Source organism: Stenotrophomonas sp. STEN225, from assembly GCF_056756445.1.
The window spans coordinates 203,739-229,712 of record NZ_JBRRBV010000002.1; the positions used below are offsets into that span (position 1 = coordinate 203,739).

The window sequence follows — 25,974 nt, forward strand, 5'->3', positions numbered from 1 at the left end:
GCTACTCGCTCAGGAATCCCAGCTTCGTCGTCCCGAATCCGTACCGGGTCTCCATCAGCTTCTTCACCGGTCCCATGCCCTCTATGATCATCCTGCCGTCCGGCGTCCCGCAGCGTGTGCCCACCTGCGTCCTGCCGTACTGCAGTTCGGCTTCACGACTGCGCTTGGGACGGGGATCAGGCTCCCACCAGGGGAAATGGGCATACGGCTTGTTGGTCGAGACTTCATGGCGCCAGCACACGAACGAGAGCGTCTCGTTGCCTGCTGCGTCATAGTCGTAGACGCGGTAGGAGCTGTAGCCGCTGGTCAGCGGCGTGAGCTTCAACACACCCTTCTCTGCGTATGCGCGCAGGTTCTCGGTGTAGCCACCACTACCGGGAACCGGGCCGAACAGGATCACCCGCGTGAGCCTGCCGTTTGCGTCGTAGTTTTCCTGGCGATTCAGATCCAGCGTGCGCCACTGGCGTTCGTGGGGCTGCTTGGCACCCGGTCCGAAGACCTCGAAGATCCGTCGATGCGAGCGATGGTAGTACTCCCGGACGCGGGTGTAGTCGGTGATCCCCTCGAACAGCCCCTTGGCGATTTCTGCTGGCACACGCTCGCCGGGGAACCTGTATTTCAGCTTATTAGTGGGCTCTTGGCTGCGTTGCGCGAAGACAGCCGTGGCGTCCGACGGCGCCATGGAGAATGAAGCACTTTCAACACCACGAAGCCCGCGCTTTTCACTGCCATGGAAGCGAATACCCACGACCCGCTTCAACTCAGCATCGTCGACATTGATGAAGCCACTCACAGTCCATGCACCATCGGTTGCCTCGGTTCCAAAGCCGGTGTCCTCGCGATTGGGATTCTCACCTGGCTTACGCGTGGCTTCCTTGACTACGTCGGAAGCTCGCGATCCATCCGGTCGATAAGTGAAGTATCGAGTTGAAGTGCGGGATGGCATATCGCGGAGCTGCGCACACTGAAAATCTGGCTTATCCGAGACAATCAACCCAGAGCTCTCATTCGCTACTTCTATGCGACCATCACCATCATAGAGCGCACAGAAGGTTGTCGCCCTATGCCCTTTGGCGTCAGTTGCATGAATCGACGTCAGTTGACCTGACCCGTCGTAATCAAGCTCCTGCGTCTTGTAAAGCTCGAAATATGGATACACATGCCTGACTGCAGGGTGCAGGCTTTCAGGAGCCTGTGCGTCAATCAATTGGGACTCTCGCCTCTTCCATTGCTCGGCGCGACATATCCGTTGCCCTTGAACGCCTCTTTCCAGGTAGTAGACCGAACCACCACTCGAGTTGAATGGCTTGTTGTGCAGCTCACTGACATGGGGGCTTATGTCAATCCGCACAAAGGGGGCAGTCGCGTTCACACGATCAAGACTGGCGGCTACTGCAGACCCTCCACCAAACTCCCTCGGCGAGAACTTGAGCACTACTTCATTGCCGTAGATCGGCGCATTCTTCTCGTTTGACGAATCACAATAGGCAGGCGCAGTCTGTACGGCACACAGGCCACCAAGAACGAAGAATCCCCTCAACAGTTGATAACCACTCATACCTGCTCTCCTTGTTCCCCGGGGACCTCCCGACTGGAGTAAGCCAGTTCAGTTGACCTGTCCCTCTGAACAGGCGCGGCTGCAATGATCTCTTTCGGCATCGCGGCAGCAGGGTCATCCATGCCGCTGCCCCAGAGCAGCGGCATGGTGACCCAGAAGCCCTGAATGCCCTTGCGCTCTTCATTGCCTCTCAGCATCCTTGTCGCCCTTTCTGCATCGTGCCGACCCACGGCACCGGTCACGTAGTTGCTTACAACGCTTGGCTCCAGCATGAACTCTGGTTGCAGGTCCGCCGGCTGCGCGTACAGGATGCGTTTGACGTGTCCTTTGTCACTCAGGCCTGCGGCAGGGAATCCATGAAGCACGGCGTCGTAGCGAGGGAACGAGTCGCGGGGCACATTGGTGAAGACTCGCTGATAAGCGACGGAATTTGAATCGGCAAGATTTCTGATGCTTCTCCACGTCTCGGCACTTGCTGGCCTGTCCACCGTCAAGGTTGGCACGTTTTTGTTGAACCACGGGTAGTAGCCCTCGGTCAACTCAGAGAACACGAAGTGCTGATTCCCCTTCTCGGGCAGCTTTTGAATCTCCTGCCCCAGAAACTTCCTCCACAACTTCAACCGCAGCTCCCGAGCAAACGTTCGGGTTATTACCTGCACGCCGTTGCCCAGATCCATCCGCTTCGCCTCGCCATCAACGATCACCGCGGCGATCTCGGTATCGCCCGTCCCCAGCAGACTGCGGTCATTGCAGTTCGCGCTGCCGATGATCGCCACCGCGTCATCAACGATCAGCAGCTTGGAATGCACATAGCACTGCTCAGTCACCACATACAGGGAGGGGCCATGCTCGGAGCCGATCGTGTGCGGCGGCAGATGATCGCTTCTGCGCGTTTCGGCCAGTACGCCGTAGCTGCGCAGATTCATCACCGACAGGTATTCCTTCCAGCGCCCGGTCTTGACCTCGGCCTGCAGGTCGGCCTCCTCCACGCTGGCCTCGCGGATGTCCTTGTCACGTGCGATCAATGATCGGCAGATGCGCCGGATCAGGCTGTCGTCACCACGCAGCAGGGTCTGCTGCACCCAGTACTGCTGCTTCACCACGGCACCGTCCGCCAGGCTGCCCTCCGGGTGCACCGGCAGGGTGATGTACACATGGAAGCCCTGCCGGGCCAGGATCGCGCGGCGGATGCGCGCGGCGAGGGCGGCCACCAGCGGGTTGCTGGCCGCCGACTTCACTCCCTGCCTGCGTTCCACCACATCCTGCACGATGTCGGCCCTGCCTACCGGGCCGCTCATCCCCACGCCGCGCCCCACGTGACCAAGCTTCGCCTTTTCGGCATCCGTCGCATCCCGCCGCTCCCCGCCCTTCACTGCGGTTTCCACCACGCTGCCCGGATCCGCGTCGGACCAGCCGCAATCGGAAATGAGGAACTGCGTTTCCAGATAGATGCAGGCACTGGCCGATGCGATGCAGTTGACCATTGCGTCGAGAATGGAGTGCATCGGCTGCTCACGCTCCCAGTACGGCTGCAGGCAGCTGGCGTCGTCCAGGTTCAGGCCGAGTTCCCTGCACCCCTTCTTCTCCAGCGCATGCAGGGCGGTGCCCGAGGAACGCACGATCTGCACGCTGATCTTTCCCGCCGTGCCCGGCACCGTCAGGTCACCGAACACCGCCTGCATGCCCCCCATGGACTGCAGCCACTGATCGCTCAATGGCGTCAGTTCCATGCCACGCGCCAGGGTGGTCTGCTCGGGCAGCGCTGTGTCGAGCCATTCATTGGTCTTGCGAAGACCCGTGTTCAGCCCCTTGCGTACCCACGAGCCGACAGTCCGGTCACCGCGCTGGTTCTGCCAGACCATGGCATTCCAGCGATGCATGAAGTTGCTGCAGATATCGAATACGGCCGGGCCCGCGATCTGCGCGTGCACGTCCTGCCAGGGCATGCGAGGCTGGCGGCCACTGTCGAGCAGTCGCTGGGTGCGATCAACCGGCGTATTGATCCACTGCACCAGCGATTCCCAGTCTTTCTTCGCCTTGTCGATCTTTGCTTCTATTTCGCTGAGTCTGCCTTCGATGTCCGCGCGCAGGCTGCGCGGATCGAGCAGGTAGCCGACCGCTTTCTCTGCAGTCTGGAAGGGGCGCAGCACTGCCGCCCGGATGTCCTTCTTTTGCTGGTTGAGCCAATTGCCGAACTTCTTCGCCTGGATGGCGCGGAAGCCTGCCACCGCACGCCCTGCTGCGGCAGCCGCCTCGACCGGATTCAGCTTGATGGCTTCATCGGCGGCACGGTTCGACGCGGCAATGACATCTGCATATTCCTTGCCGATCTCCTCCAGTGTCGTCTGGATCGCCAGGAACGTGCGTGCGACGGTGCGCTTGACCGCCATGCCCTGCTCCATGCCGGGGATGACCCACTCGGCGAGCTTGCGGATGCCCTCGCGCTCAAGTGCTTCGGGTACGCCCAGCTTGTCTGCATAGTCCTGCAGCTCCGCCAACGCGGCACCGGCATCCCACTGCGCCTTCATCTGGTCCAGTGCGATGGCCATGCCGGGCACATACGCCTGTGCGAAGCCGGGACGGACGCGGCCTGCCGCATCCGGGCTGGTATCGGGCTTGTCCAGCGTGAGCTCCGTCTCATCATCCGTCATGCTCCGATACTTGCTCAGGCAGTTGTTGTAATGGTCATTGATCACGTGCAGCGTCGGGTCGCAGACCACGTCGAAGTTGCCGTCGTCCCAACGGCCATGGGCGACGTCGAGTCCTCCGACGAAGCCGATGCGTCCGTCCACCACCAGGATCTTCTGGTGGTGCGAGAAGGCGATGTTGAAGGCATCAGCGCGGCCGGTCGCCGGGTTGTGCAGGCCCACCTGGATCTGCCCGGGCGTCTTGTCATCCTGCATCTTGTACAGCGCCGTGCGTACCTCGTTCTCGTGGGTGTAGGCGGCCGCCTCCACGCTGTCGTAGAGCAGTACCCGCACATCCACGCCGCGCTGGTTGATAGCGTCGAACAGCAGCTCGCTCAGCCGCGCGGAGTGCGCGTCGCCGCGCGCGTCCATCTCGGTATCGAAGTTCATCTGCCAGTCGGCGATGAAGATGAATTTCTGCGCGCCGCGGATGGCATCGGCCATCGCCTTCATGGCCGAGCGCCCGTCGGTGAACGCGTCGACGCGGTTCCCGTGCCGCACCGGCGCGAACTGACGGTCCGGTGGTGCGTAGTAGTCGCCGCTGGTCGTGCCTTTCTGGCCATCCCTGCAGATGAGGGAGGCGCGCTCGACCCTGCCCCATGCGTTGGCGTCTGCCATGATCAGATCTCCTTGCGCCGGGCCGGGCTGGCGTCGATGTGGGACTGGAACTCGTACTCGGCGCGCTGCCGGTAGGCATGCAGTGCGGCATCGTCGGGCAGGTCGGCCAGACTCTTGCCATAGTTGATCGCCTCCAGCGTGTCCAGGGTTGCCCGCACCCCCGGGGAGCCGCTGTATGGCCGGGGCCGCTGCAGCGGGATCACGTCGATTCCGTGTACCAGGAACAGGCAGCCGGGATGGCGGCCTGCGTCACTCCAGATCCTCGCGCACAGCGCATCGTCCAGGCTGACATCGCCCTGTGCGTCGGCCTCACCTTCGGCCAGGGTCTCGGCCCAGCGTTCCGGCAGCAGGGCGCTGTCACGCTGCTCATCGTCCAGGGCGCGGTGCGTGCGCACGATCCTCCAGGGCTGCCCGCCCAGCGGCACACCCTGTGGGCCCGGGATGTCCTGCAGCCTGAAGGCAAGCTTCGGAACCTGCCCGTCCAGCGCGCTGGACGGCATGTCCGGCAGGGGACGGGTCAGCTGCGCCGGGCCGACGAAGGTGCGCTGCCCGGCCTGCACGGTCACCGTGCCGGGGCAGACCAGCACCAGGTTGCCATCTTCCAGCGCAATGCTGGCGCCACCGGCGGTGGCGATGTGCAGGGTGCGCGGTGCGGCAAGCTCCACAGCCCCTTGCCCGCTCGCTGCACGCACGGTGCTGCGCGCCTGCAGGTGGATCGTTTCGGACTGGGCCCGGATGTCCAGTACCTCCTGCCCAGCGACGATGGTCAATGCCGCATCACCGGCAAAGCTGCGGCCACTGGCCGCCAGCATGCCCACCGCCTGCGCCGCGTGCAGGCGCGCACCGCCGGCCACGTTGGCATCGGTGTGCCCGCCACTGGACAGCGCCACATTCCGGGCACCGCCCCAGTGCAGTGCCTGCCCGGCCACCATCATCAGACCGGCCTGCCCATGCAGGCCCAGCGTTGGCTGGCCGGTATGCGGAACATCGCCGGGCGCGGGGCGGCCCTCCTCATCGGCGCTGGCCTGCGCATAGGAAAGTCCGTTCACACTGGCCCGCGCAACCCGTTGCAGACCTGCCACGCCGGTGCTGTCCTCCCGTACTGCGTGGCTGTCCAAGCCAGCCGTGCCGTGCATCGTAGCCGCGCCATGGCTGGACGCGGCCAGGAGGGCGGCCTGCTGCAGCAGCGCGCCGGCCGCAGACACCTCGCCTGCGGGTGACAGCGCAGCGTGGCCACGCGCGGTCAACCAGACGCCCCGTTCGGCACGCAGCGCGCCCCACGCGTCAGTGCGCAGTTCCGCGCCTTCTCCGCGCAGGGAACCACGATGGTTGTCAGCCATGTGCAGCAGATGACCAAGATTCAGCTCGCTGCTGGCGTGGCTGCTGGCCAGCTGCACGCGCAGCTGTGCGTCGGAATCATCGAAGGCCAGCCGGTTGTAACCCGTTCCGGACCATTCCCGTGACTGGATGCCCCATACCGCCCCGGCATGCCGGTGCTGGTCCTGCCCCGGTGCCATCGCGTGCCAGACAGGCGCATGGCCGCCGGCCGCATTGCCCTGTGCGCTCGGGCGGGAGTCGGTGGCATGCCCGAACAGGCCGCCGCTTTCGTCTGCGGCCGCTGCTCCGGCCGGGGTGCGCGCAACGCCCGCCTCGCCACGACCGTTGTACAGCGCGCCCAGCACCAAGGGCTGATCGATGTTCCCGTCCAGAAAGCCGATCACCACCTCCTGGCCGACACGCGGCAGGAACTGTGCACCGACGCCCGGTCCAGCGTAGCGCTGCGCGACCCGCAGCCAACAGGTCGTACCGGCATCTGTGGCGTCCTGAAGATGCAGACGTACCCGTACCCGGCCCAGGTGATCGGCGTACAGAGCGGCATCATCACGGCCATCGCCAGCGATGACCGTAGCGGTCTGATGGCCTGGCGCGAGCGGCCGCGGGTGGATGCGTTCGCCGGTGCCATCGGCCAGCACGGGCCGCCACGGTCGATTCCGATCGACGGCGCGGAAGCGATTGGCATAACCCAGGGGCGCGTTTGTCTCCAGCGCCACGCCGGGCATGGCTGAACCGGCCTCAAGCCAGCGGGCCGGTGCCGCAGCGCGTGGTTGCTCCGCCCCCTGCGTGATCGGCGGCGGATTGCACCCGTAATGCAGCAGTTCGGTCGGCAGCAGGCTCGGCGTCGAACCAGCGCCCGCGGCCAGAACGCGGATGAAGCGACCGACCTGCAGGCTGCGTACGCTGCCTGCCGCCAGCCAGCCTGCACTGCCGGCCTCGTGCGCTTCAGCTGCTCGCCGCGCGCGACGATACCCCTCATCGGCGCCAGCCAGGGCGTGGGTGCCCACCGGCTCATAGACCTCGCGCGGGCTGCGCCCGGCGTCCTGCAGTGGCATCTGCGCATGTCGGACGGTGGCCGCCGGGCCATCGTCGGTGACAAGCGAGAGCCGGCTGCTGCCCAGCCGACGCCACCTGCCCAGCTGCTGCAGGGCATCTGCGCGCTCGGTGGCGTCGTCACGGTGGAAACGGATACCGCCGTCTCGGGCCGATTGTGGATTCTCAGGTTGCACGCTGCTGTCGGCGAACAGCACGAGCGTCAATCCGCCGCTGCTGTCGCTCTCGAACGTGCCCGCAATGCCTTCATCGGCCAACAGCCGCTGCACGAACTCAAGGTCCGGCTCCCGATACTGGATGCAGCAGTCGCGCACGGATGCGGCGGCCAGAGCGGCCAGGGCATCGTCGCTCCAGCGCCAGCGGGCCAGTCCGCTGTGCGTGCCGAACACGTCCTCGACGATGTCCCGCACGGTCCGCTGCTGATGGACACGGCTGCGCCGCGCATGCCGCAGGAACCACGTCCATGGCACGAGATGCAGCCGATAGCGCGCCAGACCGCCGTCTGCGCCAAGGAGGTGAGCGGCGGCGATGTAGCCGCAGCGATGGTGGTCCTGGCCATCATCGAGGCAGGTGACCAGCGCGGCGCTCAGTCCCGGCCAGTCTGCGCATGACAGGCCCGCATCCGGGTGCACGGCATCTACCCAGTAATCGAAACCGTTGACCAGGCTTTCGTGGCCCCACCACTGTTCGACGAACAAGGGAGGCAGGCCCTCAGCCTGCAGCCGATGCAGTTGCCCGTTCGACCCGAGCCCCGCCAGCGGCGCGTGCGCAGCTGCCGTATGTGAAACATCCATGACCTCTCCCTGGCCGGGCGCTCCGCCCCGACGCTCAATGCCTGTGAACCTTCCCGTGGCCACCGCTGCTTCCGGTTTCCGTTCCCCACCCGATCGTGACGCTTTTTTCACCACCGGCGCAGGAAGCTTGTGGCACAAGCATTGCGAACGTCTATCCACAGGTTCCCGCAGGCCCGATCCACACCCCGTGTGGAAAACCGCGTCGCAGCCCCCGTACTGGCCGTGTGCGCCCCCGCGCGCTACCCTAGTTTCCCCTTGAAGACACTGTGGTGGAAGGCTTCCGCCCCACCTCCAGCAATGAAAAACATCGAGCATCGAGACTTCAACCTGTCGCCGGAAGACAACGCGCGCCTGGCCAACCTGTGCGGCCCGTTCGACGGCCATTTGCGACAGATCGAACTGAAACTCGGCGTGGAGATCGCCAATCGCGGCTTCGTGTTCCGTATCAGTGGACCGAAGGAAGCCAGCGTGGAAGCGCAGAAGCTGATCGAGGCCCTGTACGCCGAAGCCGGCGAGACCACCTTCGACAACCACGCCATCCACCTGCGCCTGGCCCAGGCCAACGTGGAGCAGATCGCCGAACGCTCGTACGAAGCACAGGACGTGGCGATCCGGGTCAAGCGTGGCACCGTGCGCGGTCGCGGCGCCAACCAGGGCCGCTACCTGCACCAGATCGCCACCCATGACATCAACTTCGGCATCGGCCCGGCCGGTACCGGCAAGACCTTCCTGGCCGTGGCCAGCGCGGTGGAAGCGCTGAACGAGTCGCGCGTGCAGCGCCTGATCCTGGTGCGGCCTGCGGTCGAGGCCGGCGAGAAGCTCGGCTTCCTGCCCGGCGACCTGACCCAGAAGGTCGATCCCTACCTGCGGCCGCTGTACGACGCCCTGTACGAAATGATGGGCGTGGAGAAGGTGGTCAAGCTGCTGGAGAAGAACGTCATCGAGATCGCACCGCTGGCGTACATGCGTGGCCGCACCCTCAACGACGCGTTCGTGATCCTGGACGAGGCGCAGAACACCACCATCGAGCAGATGAAGATGTTCCTGACCCGGCTGGGCTTCGGCTCCACCGCCGTGGTCACCGGCGACCTGACCCAGACCGACCTGCCCAAGCACCTGAAATCGGGCCTGCGCGATGCCATCGACGTGCTGCGCGATGTCGAGGGCGTGAGCTTCACCTTCTTCGAATCGCGCGACGTCGTCCGCCATCCGCTGGTGGCCCGCATCGTCAGTGCCTACGACCGCCGCGACCTGCATCAGATCCAACCCGGAGCGACATCATGACCCGTGGTCCCGTACGGCTGGACGTCGCCGTCAGTTACGCCCTGCCCCGCGCCGGACTGCCGGCCGCGGTGAGCTTCCGCAGGTGGGTTGCCGCGGCCCTGAAGGGGCGGATCCGCGAAGCCGACCTGGCGATCCGCGTGGTCGATGCCAAGGAGGGGCAGTCGCTGAACCGCCACTACCGCGGCAAGGACTACGCCACCAATGTGCTCAGCTTCCCGGCCGAAGTGCCCGAAGGCCTGCCCAAGGGCGTGAAGTTCCCGCTGCTGGGCGACCTGGTGATCTGTGCCCCGGTGGTCGAGCGCGAGGCCGGTGAGCAGGGCAAGGCGCTCAACGCCCACTATGCGCACCTCACCGTGCACGGCGTGCTGCACCTGCTCGGCTGGGACCACGAAGACGACAAGGAAGCCGAGGCGATGGAGCAGCTGGAACGCGAGATCCTGACCGAGCTCGGCATCGCCGACCCCTACGCCGGCGAGCGCTGAGCCCGCCCCCCTCCCCGACCGGAAGGCAGCCGAGCCCAGGCTCGGCGCCACCACGGAGTGCCGCTGTGTTCCTGCCCCTGCTGCTTGCCACCTCTGCGTCCGCCGCTCCGCTGGACCTGCCGGCATTGATCGAATGCCGCCAGGACGTGGCCGCCCATGCCGCGCTGGCACCGCTGCTGGCCGACCCGCTGAAAGCGGTCGCCAGCGGCCTGCAACCCCTGCCGCAGGGCAACCGGTTCCTGAGCGAGTACCGTCTGGCGCAGCCCATCACGGTGTTCGGCACCCGCACGGACCGGGTCGCAATGGCCGGTGCCAGCATCATGGCGATCCTCGATGAGGCCGACCCCCGGCCACTGGCCAGGCGGCTCGGGCTGGAGACCGGATACGACCAGGACGGCAAGTTCATGGCGGGGCGCGAACTGGTCAGCCGTGACGTGACCGACCCGACCACCGGCGAGGCGCAGATCGAGTCGATCATCCTCAGTGTCTCAACGGTGGCCTCCCACCCAGGCCGGACGCTGGCCGGCTGCACCTACAGCCTGGACCTGCCCGAAGCACCGGCGTCCCGGCCTGAACTGGCGCCGCCCCCGATCACCGGCCCCGGCAGCGGGGGGCGCTGACAGGCCGCTACATCCTGCTAGACTGGCGCCAACGCCCGGCATGCCGGGTGCCCTTTTTCCAGAGATGTCTGAAGACGACAGTAGTAGCTCCCTGCAGGAGCACAGTGAAAAGAAGCGCGGCTGGCTGGAACGCCTGACGTCCGCGTTCTCCGGCGAACCCCATACCCGCGACGAGCTGGTCGCTGTCCTGCACACCGCGCAGGAAGAAGGTCTGATCGCCGCCGATACCCTGAAGATGATGGAAGGCGCCATTTCGGTGGCCGAGCTGACCGTGGGCGACGTGATGATCTCGCGTTCGCAGATGGTCTCGCTGCCGGTCGAAGCGCCCTTCCTGGAACTGATGAAGCAGGTGGTCGAATCCGGCCATTCGCGCTTCCCGGTGCATGGCGAGAACAAGGACGACATCCTCGGCATCCTGCTGGCCAAGGACCTGCTGCGCGGCGTGGTTGCCGACCACGGCCCGGCCAACGTACGCGAACTGCTGCGCCCGGCGGTGCTGATTCCTGAAGCGAAGAAGCTCAACGTGCTGCTGAAGGAGTTCCGCCTGTCGCGCAACCACATGGCCATCGTGGTCGACGAGTACGGCGGCGTCGCCGGCCTGGTCACCATCGAGGACGTGCTGGAACAGATCGTCGGCGACATCGACGACGAGCACGACGAAGCCGAGGATCCGTCGGCACAGATCGCGATCCAGGCCGACGGCCAGTACGTGGTCGATGCCCTGACCCCGATCGGGGATTTCAACGAGCGCTTCGGTGCCACGTTCTCCGACGAGGACTACGACACCATCGGCGGCCTCGTCACGGAAGCGGTCGGTCACCTTCCGGAGATCGGAGACGAACTGGCGCTGGACCGCTTCATGTTCCGTGTCGCGCGTGCCGATGCGCGCCGGGTACAGGCCTTCCACGTGACGGTGCTGCCACCGGACGCGCAGGACGACGCTTGAAGCGGCGCGGGCTGATCCTCACCCTGTGGCTGGCGCTGTGCATGCTGGCCACGGCCGTGCCTGCCATCGCCTTCGCGCAGGCGACGGCTACAGTCGCCGGAACCCCGGCGCCGCGCATCGGCGTGGTGACGATGCAGCCCGGCACGGTGTTCTTCGAGCGTTTCGGTCATGACGCCATCGTGGTGCTCGATCCGGCCAGTGGTGAAGCAACGTCGTACAATTTCGGCTACTTCGATCCGTCCGAGGATGACTTCATCGGTCGTTTCGTGCGTGGCGACATGATGTATTACCTGGTGGCGCTGCCCCTTCAGCAGGACCTGTCGTACTACGACGAGACCGGCCGCGGAGCGAGCGTGCAGTGGCTGGATCTGCGCCCGGACCAGGCGCGCGCACTGGCCGCCGACCTGGCCGAGCGGGCCAGGCCGGAGAACGCGCGCTACCACTACGACTACTACACCGCCAACTGCGCGACGATGGTGCGCGACACGCTGGACAAGGCGCTGGGTGGTGGACTGCATGCTCAGCTGTCCGGACGCTCGCGCGGCAATACCTACCGCAGCGAATCGGTCCGCCTGGCCTCGCCCGCGCCGTGGATGTGGCTGGGCTTCGACGTGGGCCTGGGCCCGTTCGCCGATCAGCCGCTGTCACGCTGGCAGGAAGCCTTCGTGCCGATGCGCCTGGCCGATGCCCTGCGCCAGGCGCGCAACAGCGACGGTCGTCCGCTGGTGCAGTCCGAGCAGGAACTGCTGCCGCACCGCATCGATCCGGAGCCCAAGGAATTCCCGCGCCGCTGGTGGCCGTGGCTGCTGTTCGGTCTGGCCATCGCTGCCGGCGTGCTGGCGTTGCGCAACCGGCCGCGCCTGCTGGCCGGACTGGGACTGCCGTTGTGGCTGCTGTGTGCCGTCGCAGGTGGCCTGCTGGTGTTCCTCTGGGGTTTCAGCACCCATTACGCCGCCTGGGCCAACCGCAACCTGCTGCTGCTTTCGCCGTTGTGCGTGCTGCTGCTGCCGGGCGCGGTCCGGCTGCTGCGCCGTCGCCCGCCGGGCCGCATGTTCACGGTCGTGCTGTGGCTGGTGGCACTGCAGGCCCTGGCAGCGCTGGTCCTGCACTGGCTGAGCCTGCAGGCGCAGTACAACGTGCAATGGATCGTGCTGCTGCTGCCGATCCATGCGGCCCTGGCCTGGGTGCTGGGGCGCGATCGTCACTTGTCGGATACGCGGCACTGACGCACGATGGCGGGCATGTCACTGCCCGCCTCCGCTGCCGCACCTGCTTCGGCCAATCCCGCCTGCGTCATCAACTGCGTCCACTACGATGAGCAGGGCGTCCGCCATGACATCAGCCTGGACGCCATCAGCGACGTCATCGCCAGCGGCAACGGCTTCGTCTGGGTCGGCCTGTTCGACCCCAATGAAGACGTGCTGCTGAAGCTGCAGGAGGAGTTCTGCCTGCACGACCTGGCGATCGAGGACGCGCGGAATGCGCACCAGCGGCCGAAGGTGGAAGCCTACGGCAACTCGCTGTTCGTGGTGATGACCACCGCGCAGATGGTCGATGAGCGCATCCAGTACGGTGAAACCCACGCCTTCCTCGGGCCGCGTTTCCTGGTGACCGTGCGCCACGGTGCTTCGCTGTCGTATGCACCAGTACGTGCCCGGGTGGAACGCGAGCCGCAGCTGCTGAAGATGGGTCCGTCGTATTGCCTGTATGCCGTCACCGACTTCGTGGTCGACAACTACCTGCCGATCACCAACCGCTTCCGCGACACGCTGGAGCTGCTGGAGAAGGACATCTTCGCCGAGAGCTACAAGCGCAGCACCGTGGTGCGCCTGTACGAGCTCAAGCGCGAGTTGAACAAGATGCGGATGGCCGTGGCCCCCTTGCAGGACGTGCTGGCGCAGCTGCGCCGCTACCAGGGCGAATTGATTCCGGACGAAGTGAAGCTCTACGTCCGCGACGTGCATGACCATGCGGTGCGCATCAGCGACGTGATCGATACCCTGCGCGAGATGCTGGGTACCGCACTGAGCGTGAACCTCTCGCTGGTGACGCTGGCGCAGGGCGAAACCGTGAAGCGGCTGGGTGCGTGGGCGGCCCTGCTGGCGGCGCCGACACTGATCACGAGCTGGTACGGCATGAACTTCAGTCACATGCCGGAGTTGAGCCAGCCATGGGCGTACCCGCTGATGATCGTCGGCGTGGGCGGTGTCTGCGTGGGCCTGTACCGGTTGTTCAAGCGCGCGCGGTGGTTGTAGAGCCGAGCCCAGGTTCGGGCTCGGCTGCTTCTTTACCGTGGCACACGGAATGCATCATCAGGCCACGTAGACAGTCTTGATGTTCATGAACTCATGGATGCCATGGTCCGCCAGTTCGCGGCCGAAGCCCGACTGTTTGCTGCCGCCGAACGGCAGCCGCGCGTCACTCTTGACGATGGCATTGACGAAGGCCGCACCGCATTCCATGCGCTGGGCGAAGGACTCGCCACGCACCGGGTCTCCGGTCCAGACACTGCCGCCCAGCCCGAAGCGGGTGTCGTTGGCCACGCGCAGCGCTTCCTCTTCATCCTTGACCCGGATCACCGCAGCCACCGGCCCAAACAGTTCCTCGTCGTAGGCGGGCATGCCCGGCCCGACCTGGTCCAGCACGGTGGCCGGATAGCCGGCATGCGTGCCCGCAATCGGCTCGCCGCCCAGCAGCACCCGCGCCCCCTTGGCCACACTCGCCTGCACCTGCTTGTGCAGCTCGTCGCGCAGGTCCGCGCGGGCCATCGGTGCCAGCGTGGTCTCGCGCTCGCTGGGGTCGCCATACCGGCGCTGACCAGCGGCCTCGACGAAGCGGCGGGTGAATTCATCGGCCACGCGCTCCACCACGATGAAGCGCTTGGCAGCGATACAGGTCTGCCCACTGTTGTCGAAGCGTGACTTCACTGCGGCCGCCACGGTCTTGTCGAGGTCGGCATCGTCCAGCACCACGAAGGCGTCACTGCCCCCCAGCTCCATCACCGACTTCTTCAGCTGGCTGCCCGCATTGGACGCGATCGAACGCCCGGCGCGTTCGCTGCCGGTCAGCGTCACCGCCTTCACCCGCGCATCGCGCAGCACCTCGGCTGCCTGGTCGTTGTCGATGTGCAGAACGTCGAACACACCGGCCGGCAGGCCACCGTCGCGGCACACCGCCAGGATCAGGTCCGCACACTGGGGCACGTTGCTGGCGTGCTTGAGCAGCGCCACGTTGCCGGCCATGAAGGCAGGCGCAAGGAAGCGGAACACCTGCCAGACCGGGAAGTTCCATGGCATCACCGCGAACACGCAGCCGATCGGCTCGTAGCGCACGTAGCTGCGCTGTGCCTCGGTATCGATCAGCTGGGGCTTGAGGTAGTCGGCGGCGTGATCGGCGTAGTACTCGCAGGCCGCCGCGCATTTGTCGACCTCGGCCAATGCCTCGGCCTTCAGCTTGCCCATCTCGTGCGTCATCGCCTGCTGCAGCTCGTCACGCCGCGTGCGCAGCTGCGCGGCAATGCCTCGCAGGACGGCACCCCGCTCCTGCAGCGAACGTGCGGCCCAGGCCGGGAATGCGTCGGCCGCGGCCTGCAGGCGCTGCTCGACGTCGGCAGCGCCCATCAGTTCATGGCGGTAGGTCACCTGGCCGGTGGTGGGATCGATGATCTCGACAGTCATGGGGGATCTCCTTCAGGCAGATCCCCAGTGTGCGCCCTTGCCCGTGAGCCGCGCGTTGCCGGATCAGCCGTTGTCCTGCCGGGCCAGCTGCAGGTCGCGCTGGCGCCGCTTCTCGGCGCGCGCGTTGATGTACCAGCCGATCACCGCCGCGATCGACACCGCCGATACCAGCAGCGTGGCCAGCGCATTGATCTTCGGGCTGATGCCCATGCGGACCGAGGCGAAGACCTTCATCGGCAGTGTTGTCGAGCCCGGCGTGGCGACGAAGCTGGCCACCACCACGTCATCCAGCGACAGCGTGAAGGCCAGCAGCCAGCCCGCTACCAGTGCTGGGGCGATGATCGGCAGCGTGATGCGGGTGAACACGGTCAGCCGGCTGGCCCCCAGGTCCATCGCCGCTTCTTCCAGCGACAGGTCCATTTCCTGCAGGCGCGAAGACACCACTACGGTGACGAAGCACAGGGTGAAGGTGACGTGGGCGATCCAGATGGTCGCCAGTCCACGCGCCGGGAAGCCCGGAATGGCCCCCATCGAGGCCAGCAGCGCCATCAGCGAGAAACCCAGGATCACGTCCGGCATCACCAGCGGCGCGGTGACCAGCGCGCCGAACAGCGGCTTGCCGCGGAAACGCTTGAATCGGGTCATCACCATGGCCGCCAGCGTACCGAGCACCGTGGCGGTGCAGGCGGTCCAGAACGCCACCACCAGGCTGGTCCACATCGCGTCCATCAGTGCACGGTCGGCGAACAGATCGCTGTAGGCGCGGGTGGAGAAGCCCGCCCATACCATCGCCAGCCGCGAACTGTTGAACGAATAGAACATCAACAGCAGGATCGGCAGGTACAGGAAGGCGAAGCCGAGCAGCAGCACGCCCAGACCCAGGCCCTTGGCGGTACGCGGGCTCATGCCTGCTTCCCTTCCAGCAGGCGCTGCTGGGAACGGTTGAACAGCAGGATCGGCACCAGCAGCAGCAGGATCATCGCCACCGCCATCGCCGAGGCGCCCGGCCAGTTGCGGTTGTTGAAGAACTCGTTCCACAGCTGCCGGCCAACCATCAACGTCTCCGATCCGCCGAGCATCTCAGGGATGACGAACTCGCCGACCGCCGGAATCATCACCAGCATGCAGCCGGCGATGATGCCGGCCCTGGACAGCGGCAGGGTGATGCGCAGGAAGGCCTGCCACGGCTTCGCACCGAGATCGTAGGCCGCCTCCAGCAGGCGGTGGTCATGCTTGACCAGGTTGGCGTACAGCGGCAGCACCATGAATGGCAGATAGCAGTAGACGATACCGATATAGGCCGCGGTCGGCGTATCGATCAGCTGCAGCCTGGGCAGCCCCATGCCGGTCATCAGCGTCTGCAGACCGGTGAACTGCAGGAACTGGTCGAGCAGGCCGTTGCGGTCCAGGATCGCCTTCCACGCGTACACGCGGATCAGGAACGAAGTCCACGACGGCAACACCACCAGCATCATCGCCACGTTGCGCGCCGCCGGCGACAGCCGGGCGATGGCATAGGCCATCGGGTAGCCGATCAGCAGGGTCAGGAAGGTGGAGATCGCTGCGATCTTGATGGAACTCAGGAACGCCTGGGCGTAGATCGAATCGCGGAACAGCGCCAGATAGTTCTCGAGATTGAGCTTGAGCGAGAACCCGCCGTCCACGTACTGCAGCAGCCAGGTGTACGGCGGCGAGCCGACACGGCTGTGCGAGAAGCTGATCATCAACACGATCAGGAAGGGCACTGCGAAGAACAGCAGCAGCCACAGATACGGAACACCGATCACCGTGGCGCGCAGTCCCGGCAGCCAGCGCTTCAGCCCGGCGACACTCATGAGGTCAGCACCACGCCGTCATTGTCGCGCCAGTGCACCCACACGCTGTCACCCCAGGTCAGGCCATCGCTGGCCCAGCGCTGCGAATTGGCGAAGTTGGCCAGCACCTTGGCTCCACTGGGAAGGCGCACGTGGTAGACCGAGTGACTGCCGAAGTAGGCGATGTCCTCGATCACACCCTGTGCCTTGTTGGTGTGCCCTTCCGGCTCGTCCTTGCCGATCATCACCTTTTCCGGACGCAGCGCGAATGCGACCGGCTGCCCTTCATATCCAGTGATGCCATGGGCGATGTAGATCGGCGCCGGGAACAGCGGCGATCGTACGGTCACATACTCCGGCAGGTCCTCGTCGATCACGCCGTCGAACAGGTTCACCGAGCCGATGAACTCGGCGACGAACCGGTTGGCCGGCTGCTCGTACACTTCGTCCGGCTTGCCGACCTGCTGGATCCAGCCCGCATCCATCACCGCGATGCGGGTGGCCATGGTCATCGCTTCTTCCTGGTCGTGGGTGACCATCACGCAGGTCACGCCCGACGATTCGATGATGCTGACCAGTTCCAGCTGCATCTGCGAGCGCAGCTTCTTGTCCAGTGCACCCATCGGCTCATCCAGCAGCAGCAGCTTGGGGCCCTTGGCCAACGAGCGTGCCAGCGCCACGCGCTGCTGCTGTCCGCCGGACAGCTGATGCGGCTTGCGCTTGCCGAGGTGGCCCATCTGCACCAGCTCCAGCATTTCGCCGACGCGCCTGCCGATCGCATCCTTGCCCAGCCCGTCCTGCTTGAGGCCGAACGCGATGTTCTGCTCGACCGTCATGTGCGGGAACAGGGCGTAGGACTGGAACATCATGTTGACCGGCCGCTGATAGGGCGGCAAGGCGTCCAGACGCTGCCCATCAAGGGTGATACTGCCCTTGGTGGGTGTCTCGAAGCCGCCCAGGCAGCGCAGCAGGGTGGATTTGCCGCTGCCGGAGCCGCCCAGCAGGGCAAAGATCTCGCCCTTGCGCACATCCAGATTGACGTCGTCGACGGCGACGAAACCGTCGAATTCCTTGCGCAGGTCACGAATGGAGAGATAGCCGGGCGCACTCACCGAATCAACGGCGGCGGCTTCCGGCTGGGCTTCAACGGGCATGGGGGCTCCGGGAGCGGGCGGTGGACAGCGGGCGCCATTCTACCGGCCAGGGGGCGATGACGGTATGACGGGGTATGGCGAGCGGCCGTTGCCCGCCGGGCTTGGCCCGGCGCTACCCGCCTGGCCGGGCTCCGGTCGCGCCGGGCCTGGCCCGGCGGAGAGGATCAGCGAACAGCCACCGGCGGTGCCTCCTGCCAGCCCAGCCCCAGGCTCTTCTGCAGCGCCACGTACCGCACCAGCAACTGCAGCCGCGCCTGGGCGGCGGCATCCTGCGCCTGCAGCCGCTGGCGCTGTACGTCCAGCAGATCGATCTGCGAGGTGGCACCCGCCTGTCGACGCTGGCTCATCAACGCCAGCGAACGGTCCGCCGAAGCCTCGGCGCGGACACTGGCCTGCAGTTGCTGCCGGGCCGCACCGAAGCGCGCCAACGCGGTATTGGCATCCTGCAGTGCAGCCAGCACCGTGCCCTCGTAGGCCGCCAACCGGGCCTCATTGCCGGCCCGGGCCTGGGCCACACGGGCCTTGTTCACGCCGAAGTCGAACAGCGACCAGCGCAGGAACGGGGCGACGATGGTGGCGGCTGAATCCCGCCCCAGGTCGGAAACCGAGGTGGCGCCCGCGCCGATGCTGCCCAGCAGGGTCACCTGCGGAAAATACGCCGAGATCGCCTGGCCGATCTGCGCCGAGGATGCCGCCAGCTCGCGCTCAGCCTTGCGCACATCCGGCCGGCGCTGGATCAACGCGCCCGCATCGTCCACCGGCACGTTGGCCGGCAGCACCGGCAACGGCTGGTCTGCCGCCAACCGCGCATCCAGCGCCCCCGGCTCGCGGCCTACCATCAGGGCCAGCACATCTCGGGCTTCGTCGGCCTGTGCCTGTAGCGGCGGCAGCGCAGCCTGCTGCTGTTGCAGCTGGGCCTGCGCGCGCTCCACCTGCAGGTCCGAATCGGCACCGCGTTGGCGGCGCTGACGGGTCAGCTGCAGGCTTTCATCGGCGGCTCGGAGGTTGTGCTCGGCCAGGGCGATACGCTCGCGGCTGCTGCGGTAGCCGAGGTAGACCTGGGTCAGTTCCGCGGCAAGCTGCACCTGCGCATCGGCCAGTGCTGCGGCGTTGGCCTCGGCTTCGGCGGCGGCCTGCTCGGCCGCGCGGCGTCGGCGGCCGAACAGGTCCAGTTCCCAACTGGCGTCGAAGCCGGCCACGTACAGCTCGGTGTCCAGATCGATATCGGCGAACTGCTGGCGCAGCTGCGCCGCCTCCTGCGGACGGCCGTTGGCCTCGGCCACCCCGGCGATGTTCTCGCCCAGACCGCGCACGCTGTTTTCCAGCGAATCCGGTGCCTTGATGTTGGCGTAGCCCGCCGCCGCGCCCACGCTGGGCAGCTGCTCGGCGCGGCGCTGGCGCTGCAGCGCGCGCGAGGCCAGCAGCTTGGCCTGGGCTGCGCGCAGGTTGGGGCTGTTGCGCAGCGCCTCGTCCACCAGCTGGTCCAGCAGCGGATCGTTGAGCGCGCGCCACCACTGGCTGGGCGGGCTGGCAGGCTGCACGCCGGCCTGCGCCGCGCGTGGGAGCTGCGCCTGCGCGGTAGCGACCGTGGCCACGTCCGGTTTCACGTAATCCGGCCCCACCATGCAGCCCGCCAGCAGCAGCGGCAGGGTGGCCGGGCACAGCCGGCGCAGAAGGGGGGAAACGGGCAAGGTCGTCGAAGTCATCAGTGCATCGCCAATGGAACGCCCTTGGGCAGGGGCTTGAGCAGGAAGACCAGCGGCAGGGTGGCCACCACGATCAGGCCGAAGATCCAGAACAGGTCGTTGTAGGCCATCACCATCGCCTGCATCTGCACCGTCTGCGCCAGCACGGCCATCGCCTGGGTCGCGTCGCCCAGCTGCTGGCCGTAGGCATGCAGCGCGTCCTGGGCGATGGTCGAGTTTGCAGTAACGCTGCTGCCGATCGCATCGATGTGCAGGGTGGTGCGGCGTTCCTGGAAAGTGGAAATGATGGCCAGCCCGATCGAGCCGCCGAGATTGCGCGCGGCGTTGAACAGGCCGGACGCATCGCTGGTGTACTCGCGCGGCACCGAGGTGATGGCCGCCTGGTTCAGCGCCATCATCGCCAGCGCCAGCCCACAGCCCTGCAGCAGCTGGCCTATGACGAAGTGCGGGCCGATGCTGTCCGGAGTCAGCCCCAGATTGACGAAGCAGGCAGCGGCGAAGCACAGCATGCCGCCGAACACCATGATGCGTACGTCGACCGTTTCCAGCATCTTCGGCATCAACGGCATCAGCAGGATGGTCGGCAGGCCGGCCAGCAGCAGCACATAGCCGGCCTGCTCGGTGTTGTAGCCGGCGATGATCGCCAGGAACTGCGGGATCATGTACATGACCCCGAACAGGATCATGCCCACCGCCATCACCATCACGAACACTGCGCCGAAACTGCGCTGGAACAGGATGTTGAGGCGGATGACCGGCGCCTTGCTGGTGAACTGCGAAAGCGCGAGCAGCGCGAAGCCCAGCACCGAGACGATGCTGAGAACCACGATCATCGTCGATTCGAACCAGCGCTCGCGCTGGCCGTCTTCCAGCACCACGGTAAGCGCGGACAGGCCGGCGGTCATGCCGACGATACCCAGCCAGTCTGCGCGCAGCAGCCCACCCCAATCAGACGTCTCATGCGGAAGGCCGAGCAGCAGCAGGGCAACCAGGCCGGCACAGATCGGCACGTTGATGAAGAACGCGTAGTGCCAGCTGACGTTCTCGGTCAACCAGCCGCCCAGCAAGGGGCCGATCACCGGGCCCAGGATGACGGTCATGCCGAACAGCGCCGTGCCCAGCGGCTGCTGCTTCGGCGGCAGCCGCGTGCCGACGATGGTCAGCGCGGTCGGGATCAGCGCACCACCGGCAAAACCCTGCCCTACCCGTCCGGCGATCATCATCGGCAACGAATCGGCCAGGCCGCACATCACCGAGAACGCAGTGAACAGCGTGGCGCAGATCAGCAGGAAAGTGCGCAGGCCCAGCGTGCGCACGAACCAGCCGGTCAGCGGAATCATCACGATTTCCGAGACAAGGAAGGCGGTGGAGATCCAGGTGCCTTCGGTGCCGCTGGCGCCCACTTCGCCCTGGATGGTGGGCAACGCGGCGTTGACGATGGAGATGTCCAGCGTAGCCATGAACGAACCGATGGTGCCGGCCGCCACGGCCAGCCAGGCCGCGGCATCCGCCTTGCCTCCGGCGACAGGTGCTGCGTGGGCACGGGTGGCGTTCATCGCGCCGGCGCGGCCATGGCCTCGGCCTCGTCCTGGGTGCGCTCGCGCGCATCCTTTGCATTGCGGGTATCGACGGTCACTTCCACCGACATGCCCGGCACCAGCACCTTGCGTGCTTCGGCACCTGCGTCCACCCGGATGCGCACCGGCACGCGCTGCACGACCTTGGTGAAGTTGCCGGTGGCGTTCTGTGGCGGCAGCAGCGCGAACTGCGAGCCGGTACCCGGCGAAATGCTCTCCACCGTGCCGCGCAATGGGGTGCCTGGCAACGCATCGACCTTGATTTCGGCCGCCTGGCCGGCGCGCATCAGGCCCACCTGGGTTTCCTTGAAGTTGGCAACGAGGTACAGCGAAGCAACCGGCACGATGGTCATGGTGCGGGTACCGGCAGCAACAAACTGGCCGACCTGCACGGTCTTGTTGCCGACACGGCCGTCGATGCGGGCGCGCAGCTCGGTGTCCTCAAACGCCACTCTGGCCTGCGCAGCGTCGGCCTGCGCCTGCTTCAGTCCGGCCTGGGCCTGCTCGAGCTGGGCCTGGCTGGCTTCGATCTGGCTCTGCGCGCCCTGGATCTGTGCCTTGGCCGCGTCGTACTGGGCCTGGGCGCGCTCGACATCGTGGCGCAGGCTTTCAACGTGTTCATGGGTGTCGGCACCACTGGCCGCCAGCGGGGTGAAGCGCGCCAGCTCTGACCGGCCGAAACGCAGCGAGGCGGCGGCCGCGGTGAGCTGGGTGCGTGCCTGCAGCAGGCTGGACTGCTGGCCCTGCACCCCAGCGGCAGCAGCGGCGATGTCGGCTTCGCGCACGGCGATCACGGCCTCGGCCTGGTCCAGCGTGGCACGGTAGGTGCGCGGGTCGATGCGCAACAGCGGTTCGCCGGCATTGACCCACTGGTTGTCCTGCACCAGCACTTCGGTGACGTAACCGTTGATGCGCGGAGCGACCGCGACAGCGTCGGCCTGCAGATAGGCGTTGTTGGTGTCCTGCAGGTAGCGGCCGACCAGCAGGTGGTAGATCAGCCAGGCAACCAGGGCGATGACCACGACGACGCCGATGATGGCCAGCGTCCAGCGGACCTTGGGGTTCTTCAGCGGCGAAGGCTTGTCCTCGGTGGAAGGCGTTTCGTCAGGGGCGGCGTCGGCGCGCTGGGGCTGTTCGGTCATTGTCTGAAGGCGGTGGTCGGTGCCATACGGGACGGTAGGGGAAGCGATGCGGAGGCAAGGTGAAAAAAAAAACGGAGGCCATTGGCCTCCGTTTCCTGTGCGCTGACGTCTGCCCGCATCCGCCGGGCATGGCCCGGCGCCACCGTCATCTCACCTGCCGGTCTTCACCTCGGTCCACAGACGGGTGTACAGCTTGTCCGTCTCCGGGGTGTTGATCGAATAGGTGAACATCTTCGCGGCCACATCGGCCGGCGGGTAGATGGTCGGGTCGGTACGGATCGCCTCGTCCACCAGCGGAGTCGCGGTCGGCACCGGGTTGGCGTAGTGGATGAAGTTGGTATTGGCCGCAGCGACCTTCGGCTCCAGCAGGTAATTGATGAACTTGTAAGCGGCTTCCGGATGCTTGGCGTCCTTCGGGATCGCCAGCATATCGAACCACTGCGGTGCGCCTTCCTTCGGAATCGAATAGGCGACATGCACGCCGTTGCTGGCCTCCTCGGCGCGGTCGCGGGCCTGGATGATGTCACCCGACCAGCCGACCACCAGGCAGGTGCCGCCGTTGGCCAGCGAACCGACGTACTGCGAGGAGTGGAAGTTCTGCACGTACGGGCGGATCGACTTCAACAGGTCGGCCGCCTTCTGCAGCTCGGCCGGATCGCCGCTGTGCGGGTCCAGGCCCAGATAGTGCAGTGCGATCGGGATCATGTCGGCCGGCGTGTCCAGGATGGTCACGCCGCAGTCCTTCATCTTGCTGATGTTCTCCGGCTTGAACACCAGGTCCCAGCTGTTGGCGATGTCGGCGCTGCCGCCGAAACGCTCCTTCAGCATGTCAACGTTGTAGCCGATGCCGGTGGTGCCGATCATGTACGGCACGCCGTAGCGGTTGTCCGGATCCTGGGTGGCGATGCGCTTCATCACCGCCGGGTCCAGATTGGCCAGGTTCGGGATCTTGCTCTTGTCCAGCGGCAGGAACACGCCCGCCTGGATTTGCCGGCCGAAGAAGTTCAGCGTCGGCACCACCACGTCGTAGCCGCTGTTGCCGGCCAGCAGCTTGGTCTCGACCATCTCATCGCTGTCGAACACGTCGTAGGTCACCTTGCTCCCGGTTTCCTTCTCGAAGGTCGGGATGGTGTCCTCGGCAATGTAATCGCTGTAGTTGTAGACGTTCAGGACCTGGCTGTCCTGACTGCCACCGTTGCCACCGCCACAGGCGGCGAGCATGGCGGAGGCCAGGCCGAGCGTGAGGATACGCAGCTTCATCGGGTGCTCCAGAATGCGGGGAGGGGGGCCGGTCTCGGGCCGGCGACGGATGCCAGCCTACCCCCCGGCGGCGGATTTTTCTATTCCACGCTTTCACACGTTCAGCAGCAGGAACTCGCGCTCCCACGAGCTGATGACACGGAAGAAGGTCTCGTACTCCTTGCGCTTGACCGAGATGTAGGCCCGGCAGAAGCGCTCGCCCAGCAGCGCCTGCAGTTCGCCGCAGCGCTCAAGCCCGTCCAGCGCTTCGCCCAGCGAGCGCGGCAGGTCGTAGCCCAGCTCCTTGGCGCTGCCGGTGACCGGCGCATCCGGCGCCAGCCGCTCGCGGATGCCGAGCAGGCCACAGGCCAGGGTGGCGGCCATCGCCAGGTAGGGATTGGCGTCGGAGCCCGCGAATCGGCTCTCCACCCGCATGTTCTCCGGTGTATCCAGCGGCACGCGCAGGCCGCAGGTGCGGTTGTCGAAGCCCCAGTGCACGTTGCTCGGCGACACCTCGCCGAACACCAGCCGGCGATAGGAATTGACGTTCGGCGCGAAGAACGCCATCGCCTGCGGCGCATACTTCTGCAGCCCCCCAAGATAATGGCCGAACACCGGGCTGAACTCGCCTTCGGCATCGGTCTCACCGGCGAACACGTTGCTGCCATCGCTCACCCGCACCAGGCTCTGGTGGATGTGCATGGCGCTGCCCGGCTCGTTCTCCATCGGCTTGGCCAGGAAAGTGGCGTACACGCCGTGGCGCATCGCCGCCTCGCGCATGGTGCGCTTGAACAGGAAAACCTGGTCGGCCAGATCCATCGCATCGGCGTGGGTGAAGTTGACTTCCAGCTGTGCCGCGCCGGATTCGTGGATCAGCGTGTCCACGTCCAGCTTCATGGCATCGGCGTAGTCATACATCAGGTCGAGGATGGGGTCGAACTCGTTGACCGCATCGATCGAATACGACTGCCGCGCTGTTTCCGGGCGACCGGAGCGGCCGGCAGGCGGCAGCAGCGGGAAATCCGGGTCGGTGTTCTTCTGCACCAGGAAGAACTCCAGTTCCGGCGCCACCACCGGGCGCAGGCCCAGCTCGGCGTAGGCCGCCAGCACGCGACGCAGCACATTGCGCGGCGCCAGCTCATGCGGCTCGCCATTCTTGGTGTAGCAGTCATGGATGATCTGCGCGGTGGCATCGGCGGCCCACGGCACCATGCGCACGGTGTCCGGATCCGGGCGCAGCATCATGTCCGAGTCCGACGGCGAGGTCAGTTCGTAGTAGTCATCCGGAAACTCGCCGGTGACAGTCGTGGCGAAGATGCCCTCGGGCAGGCGGGTACCGTAGTCGTGCGAGAACTTATCGGCGGGAATGATCTTGCCGCGCGCGTTGCCGGTGATGTCGGGCACCAGGCATTCGACTTCGGTGATACGCCGCTCCTTCAGCCAGCGCAGCAGGCTGCTCTCCTGCGGTGCGGGGGGCGTTGCCGTCTTGCGCGGGCGCGTTCGGGAACTCATCGGGAATCCAGTTGGTTCTGTTGATGCTGCCGGCAAGCTTGGCCGAACGCACGGAAAATAGCGTGATAGAACGGCGCCTGCATGACGCGCCACTCCGGGTGCCACTGTACGCCGAGCACGAAGCGGTGGCGCGGGCTGCGTGCCGCCTCGACCAGCCCGTCATCGGCGCGGGCCTCGACCTGCAGGCCGCTGGCCAGGCGGGCAATGCCCTGGCCGTGCACCGAATTGACCTGCACCCTCCCCTCGCCGTGCCAGTCCGCCAGCCACCCATCCGCCACCAGTGTGACCGCGTGGGACGGCCCGTACTGCACGTCCACGGGTGCCTGCGGATCTTCGCGATGATCGGCCAGCCCGGGTACCCGATGGACCTGTGGATGCAGGCTGCCTCCCAGGGCGACGTTCAATTCCTGGAAGCCACGGCAGATCGCCAGCACCGGCAGGTCCATCGCCAGCGCCTCGTCCAGCAGTGCGAAGGCATTGGCATCGCGCGCAGGATCATGCGCATTGCCGGGCCAGCTGCGGCCACCGTCGTAATGCTGCGGCTCGATGTTGCTGACCGCACCGGTCAGCAGCAGACCGTCGAGGCCCTGCAGCCAATCGCGCGCCGGCAGTGGCGGCTGCAGGCTGGGCAGCACCAGCGGCGTGACCTCCGCCGCCTCGGCCAGGGCGCGGACATACTTCTCGCCGGCCACCGCAAAGCGATGATGGCCAAGCACCGTACTGTCGGTGGGCAGGCCCACCCAGGGCAGGCGACGCATGGGGAAACTCCTTGGCGT

19 protein-coding genes are annotated in these 25,974 nt (G+C 66.2%); 6 read left to right on the forward strand and 13 right to left on the reverse strand.

The genetic code is table 11. The features are described 5' to 3' along the window. Position 1: 1 nt before the first annotated feature. The 3 genes from ACVOJ1_RS03400 to ACVOJ1_RS03410 form a co-directional block, all read right to left on the reverse strand. Positions 2–1,558: a hypothetical protein gene (locus tag ACVOJ1_RS03400; RefSeq protein WP_146256252.1), complete on the reverse strand. Its 1,557-nt coding sequence runs from the start codon at positions 1,556–1,558 to the stop codon at positions 2–4. Then, a complete protein-coding gene (locus ACVOJ1_RS03405; protein ID WP_346480017.1) occupies positions 1,555–4,698 on the reverse strand; it encodes a phospholipase D-like domain-containing protein in 3,144 nt (1,047 codons plus the stop codon). Before ACVOJ1_RS03405 ends, ACVOJ1_RS03400 begins: the two co-directional genes overlap by 4 nt. A gap of 167 nt (positions 4,699–4,865) precedes the next feature. Further along, positions 4,866–8,045 (reverse strand): type VI secretion system Vgr family protein, encoded by a 3,180-nt coding sequence (locus ACVOJ1_RS03410; RefSeq protein ID WP_346480018.1) that lies wholly within the window; start codon positions 8,043–8,045, stop codon positions 4,866–4,868. A gap of 297 nt (positions 8,046–8,342) precedes the next feature. Here ACVOJ1_RS03410 and ACVOJ1_RS03415 point away from each other — a divergent pair, with 297 nt between their 5' ends. From ACVOJ1_RS03415 to ACVOJ1_RS03440, 6 genes are all read left to right on the forward strand, one after another. Further along, on the forward strand, positions 8,343–9,329 hold the full coding sequence (locus tag ACVOJ1_RS03415; RefSeq protein ID WP_346480019.1) for a PhoH family protein: 987 nt from the start codon (positions 8,343–8,345) through the stop codon (positions 9,327–9,329). Then, on the forward strand, positions 9,326–9,811 hold the full coding sequence (gene ybeY / locus ACVOJ1_RS03420; RefSeq protein WP_346480020.1) for an rRNA maturation RNase YbeY: 486 nt from the start codon (positions 9,326–9,328) through the stop codon (positions 9,809–9,811). The genes ACVOJ1_RS03415 and ybeY overlap by 4 nt, the downstream gene beginning before the upstream one ends. Before the next feature lie 65 nt (positions 9,812–9,876). Beyond that, a complete protein-coding gene (locus tag ACVOJ1_RS03425; RefSeq protein ID WP_053516584.1) occupies positions 9,877–10,431 on the forward strand; it encodes a hypothetical protein in 555 nt (184 codons plus the stop codon). 64 nt (positions 10,432–10,495) lie between these two features. Then, positions 10,496–11,377 carry an HlyC/CorC family transporter gene (locus tag ACVOJ1_RS03430; RefSeq protein WP_053516583.1) on the forward strand — a complete coding sequence of 294 codons (882 nt, stop codon included), beginning with the start codon at positions 10,496–10,498 and terminating at the stop codon, positions 11,375–11,377. Next, the gene (locus ACVOJ1_RS03435) at positions 11,374–12,603 is read left to right on the forward strand and encodes a lipoprotein N-acyltransferase Lnb domain-containing protein (protein ID WP_346480021.1); all 1,230 of its coding nucleotides are present in this window, start codon (positions 11,374–11,376) and stop codon (positions 12,601–12,603) included. Before ACVOJ1_RS03430 ends, ACVOJ1_RS03435 begins: the two co-directional genes overlap by 4 nt. A gap of 6 nt (positions 12,604–12,609) precedes the next feature. Continuing rightward, a complete protein-coding gene (locus tag ACVOJ1_RS03440; RefSeq protein ID WP_053516581.1) occupies positions 12,610–13,632 on the forward strand; it encodes a magnesium and cobalt transport protein CorA in 1,023 nt (340 codons plus the stop codon). Positions 13,633–13,689: 57 nt separating this feature from the next. Here ACVOJ1_RS03440 and ACVOJ1_RS03445 read toward each other — a convergent pair whose 3' ends face one another. The 10 genes from ACVOJ1_RS03445 to ACVOJ1_RS03490 form a co-directional block, all read right to left on the reverse strand. Continuing rightward, positions 13,690–15,054: an NAD-dependent succinate-semialdehyde dehydrogenase gene (locus tag ACVOJ1_RS03445; protein WP_065181219.1), complete on the reverse strand. Its 1,365-nt coding sequence runs from the start codon at positions 15,052–15,054 to the stop codon at positions 13,690–13,692. A 63-nt stretch (positions 15,055–15,117) separates the two neighbouring features. Continuing rightward, positions 15,118–15,960 (reverse strand): ABC transporter permease subunit, encoded by an 843-nt coding sequence (locus ACVOJ1_RS03450; RefSeq protein ID WP_005415928.1) that lies wholly within the window; start codon positions 15,958–15,960, stop codon positions 15,118–15,120. After that, positions 15,957–16,889 carry an ABC transporter permease subunit gene (locus tag ACVOJ1_RS03455; protein ID WP_053516578.1) on the reverse strand — a complete coding sequence of 311 codons (933 nt, stop codon included), beginning with the start codon at positions 16,887–16,889 and terminating at the stop codon, positions 15,957–15,959. The genes ACVOJ1_RS03450 and ACVOJ1_RS03455 overlap by 4 nt, the downstream gene beginning before the upstream one ends. Next, positions 16,886–18,022 carry an ABC transporter ATP-binding protein gene (locus ACVOJ1_RS03460; protein ID WP_193395569.1) on the reverse strand — a complete coding sequence of 379 codons (1,137 nt, stop codon included), beginning with the start codon at positions 18,020–18,022 and terminating at the stop codon, positions 16,886–16,888. Before ACVOJ1_RS03460 ends, ACVOJ1_RS03455 begins: the two co-directional genes overlap by 4 nt. Positions 18,023–18,186: 164 nt before the next feature. Further along, positions 18,187–19,728, reverse strand: coding sequence for an efflux transporter outer membrane subunit (locus ACVOJ1_RS03465; protein WP_346480022.1), 1,542 nt, complete (start codon positions 19,726–19,728; stop codon positions 18,187–18,189). Further along, entirely contained in the window at positions 19,728–21,284 is a 1,557-nt protein-coding gene (locus ACVOJ1_RS03470) for a DHA2 family efflux MFS transporter permease subunit (protein ID WP_053516574.1), read from the reverse strand. The genes ACVOJ1_RS03465 and ACVOJ1_RS03470 overlap by 1 nt, the downstream gene beginning before the upstream one ends. Continuing rightward, positions 21,281–22,447, reverse strand: coding sequence for an HlyD family secretion protein (locus ACVOJ1_RS03475; protein ID WP_346480023.1), 1,167 nt, complete (start codon positions 22,445–22,447; stop codon positions 21,281–21,283). The genes ACVOJ1_RS03470 and ACVOJ1_RS03475 overlap by 4 nt, the downstream gene beginning before the upstream one ends. 150 nt (positions 22,448–22,597) lie before the next feature. After that, entirely contained in the window at positions 22,598–23,707 is a 1,110-nt protein-coding gene (locus tag ACVOJ1_RS03480) for a polyamine ABC transporter substrate-binding protein (RefSeq protein WP_346480024.1), read from the reverse strand. 93 nt (positions 23,708–23,800) lie between these two features. Further along, positions 23,801–25,198 (reverse strand): glutamine synthetase family protein, encoded by a 1,398-nt coding sequence (locus ACVOJ1_RS03485; protein ID WP_053516570.1) that lies wholly within the window; start codon positions 25,196–25,198, stop codon positions 23,801–23,803. Beyond that, positions 25,195–25,956: a gamma-glutamyl-gamma-aminobutyrate hydrolase family protein gene (locus ACVOJ1_RS03490; protein ID WP_065176208.1), complete on the reverse strand. Its 762-nt coding sequence runs from the start codon at positions 25,954–25,956 to the stop codon at positions 25,195–25,197. The genes ACVOJ1_RS03485 and ACVOJ1_RS03490 overlap by 4 nt, the downstream gene beginning before the upstream one ends. Between the last annotated feature and the right edge of the window lie 18 nt (positions 25,957–25,974).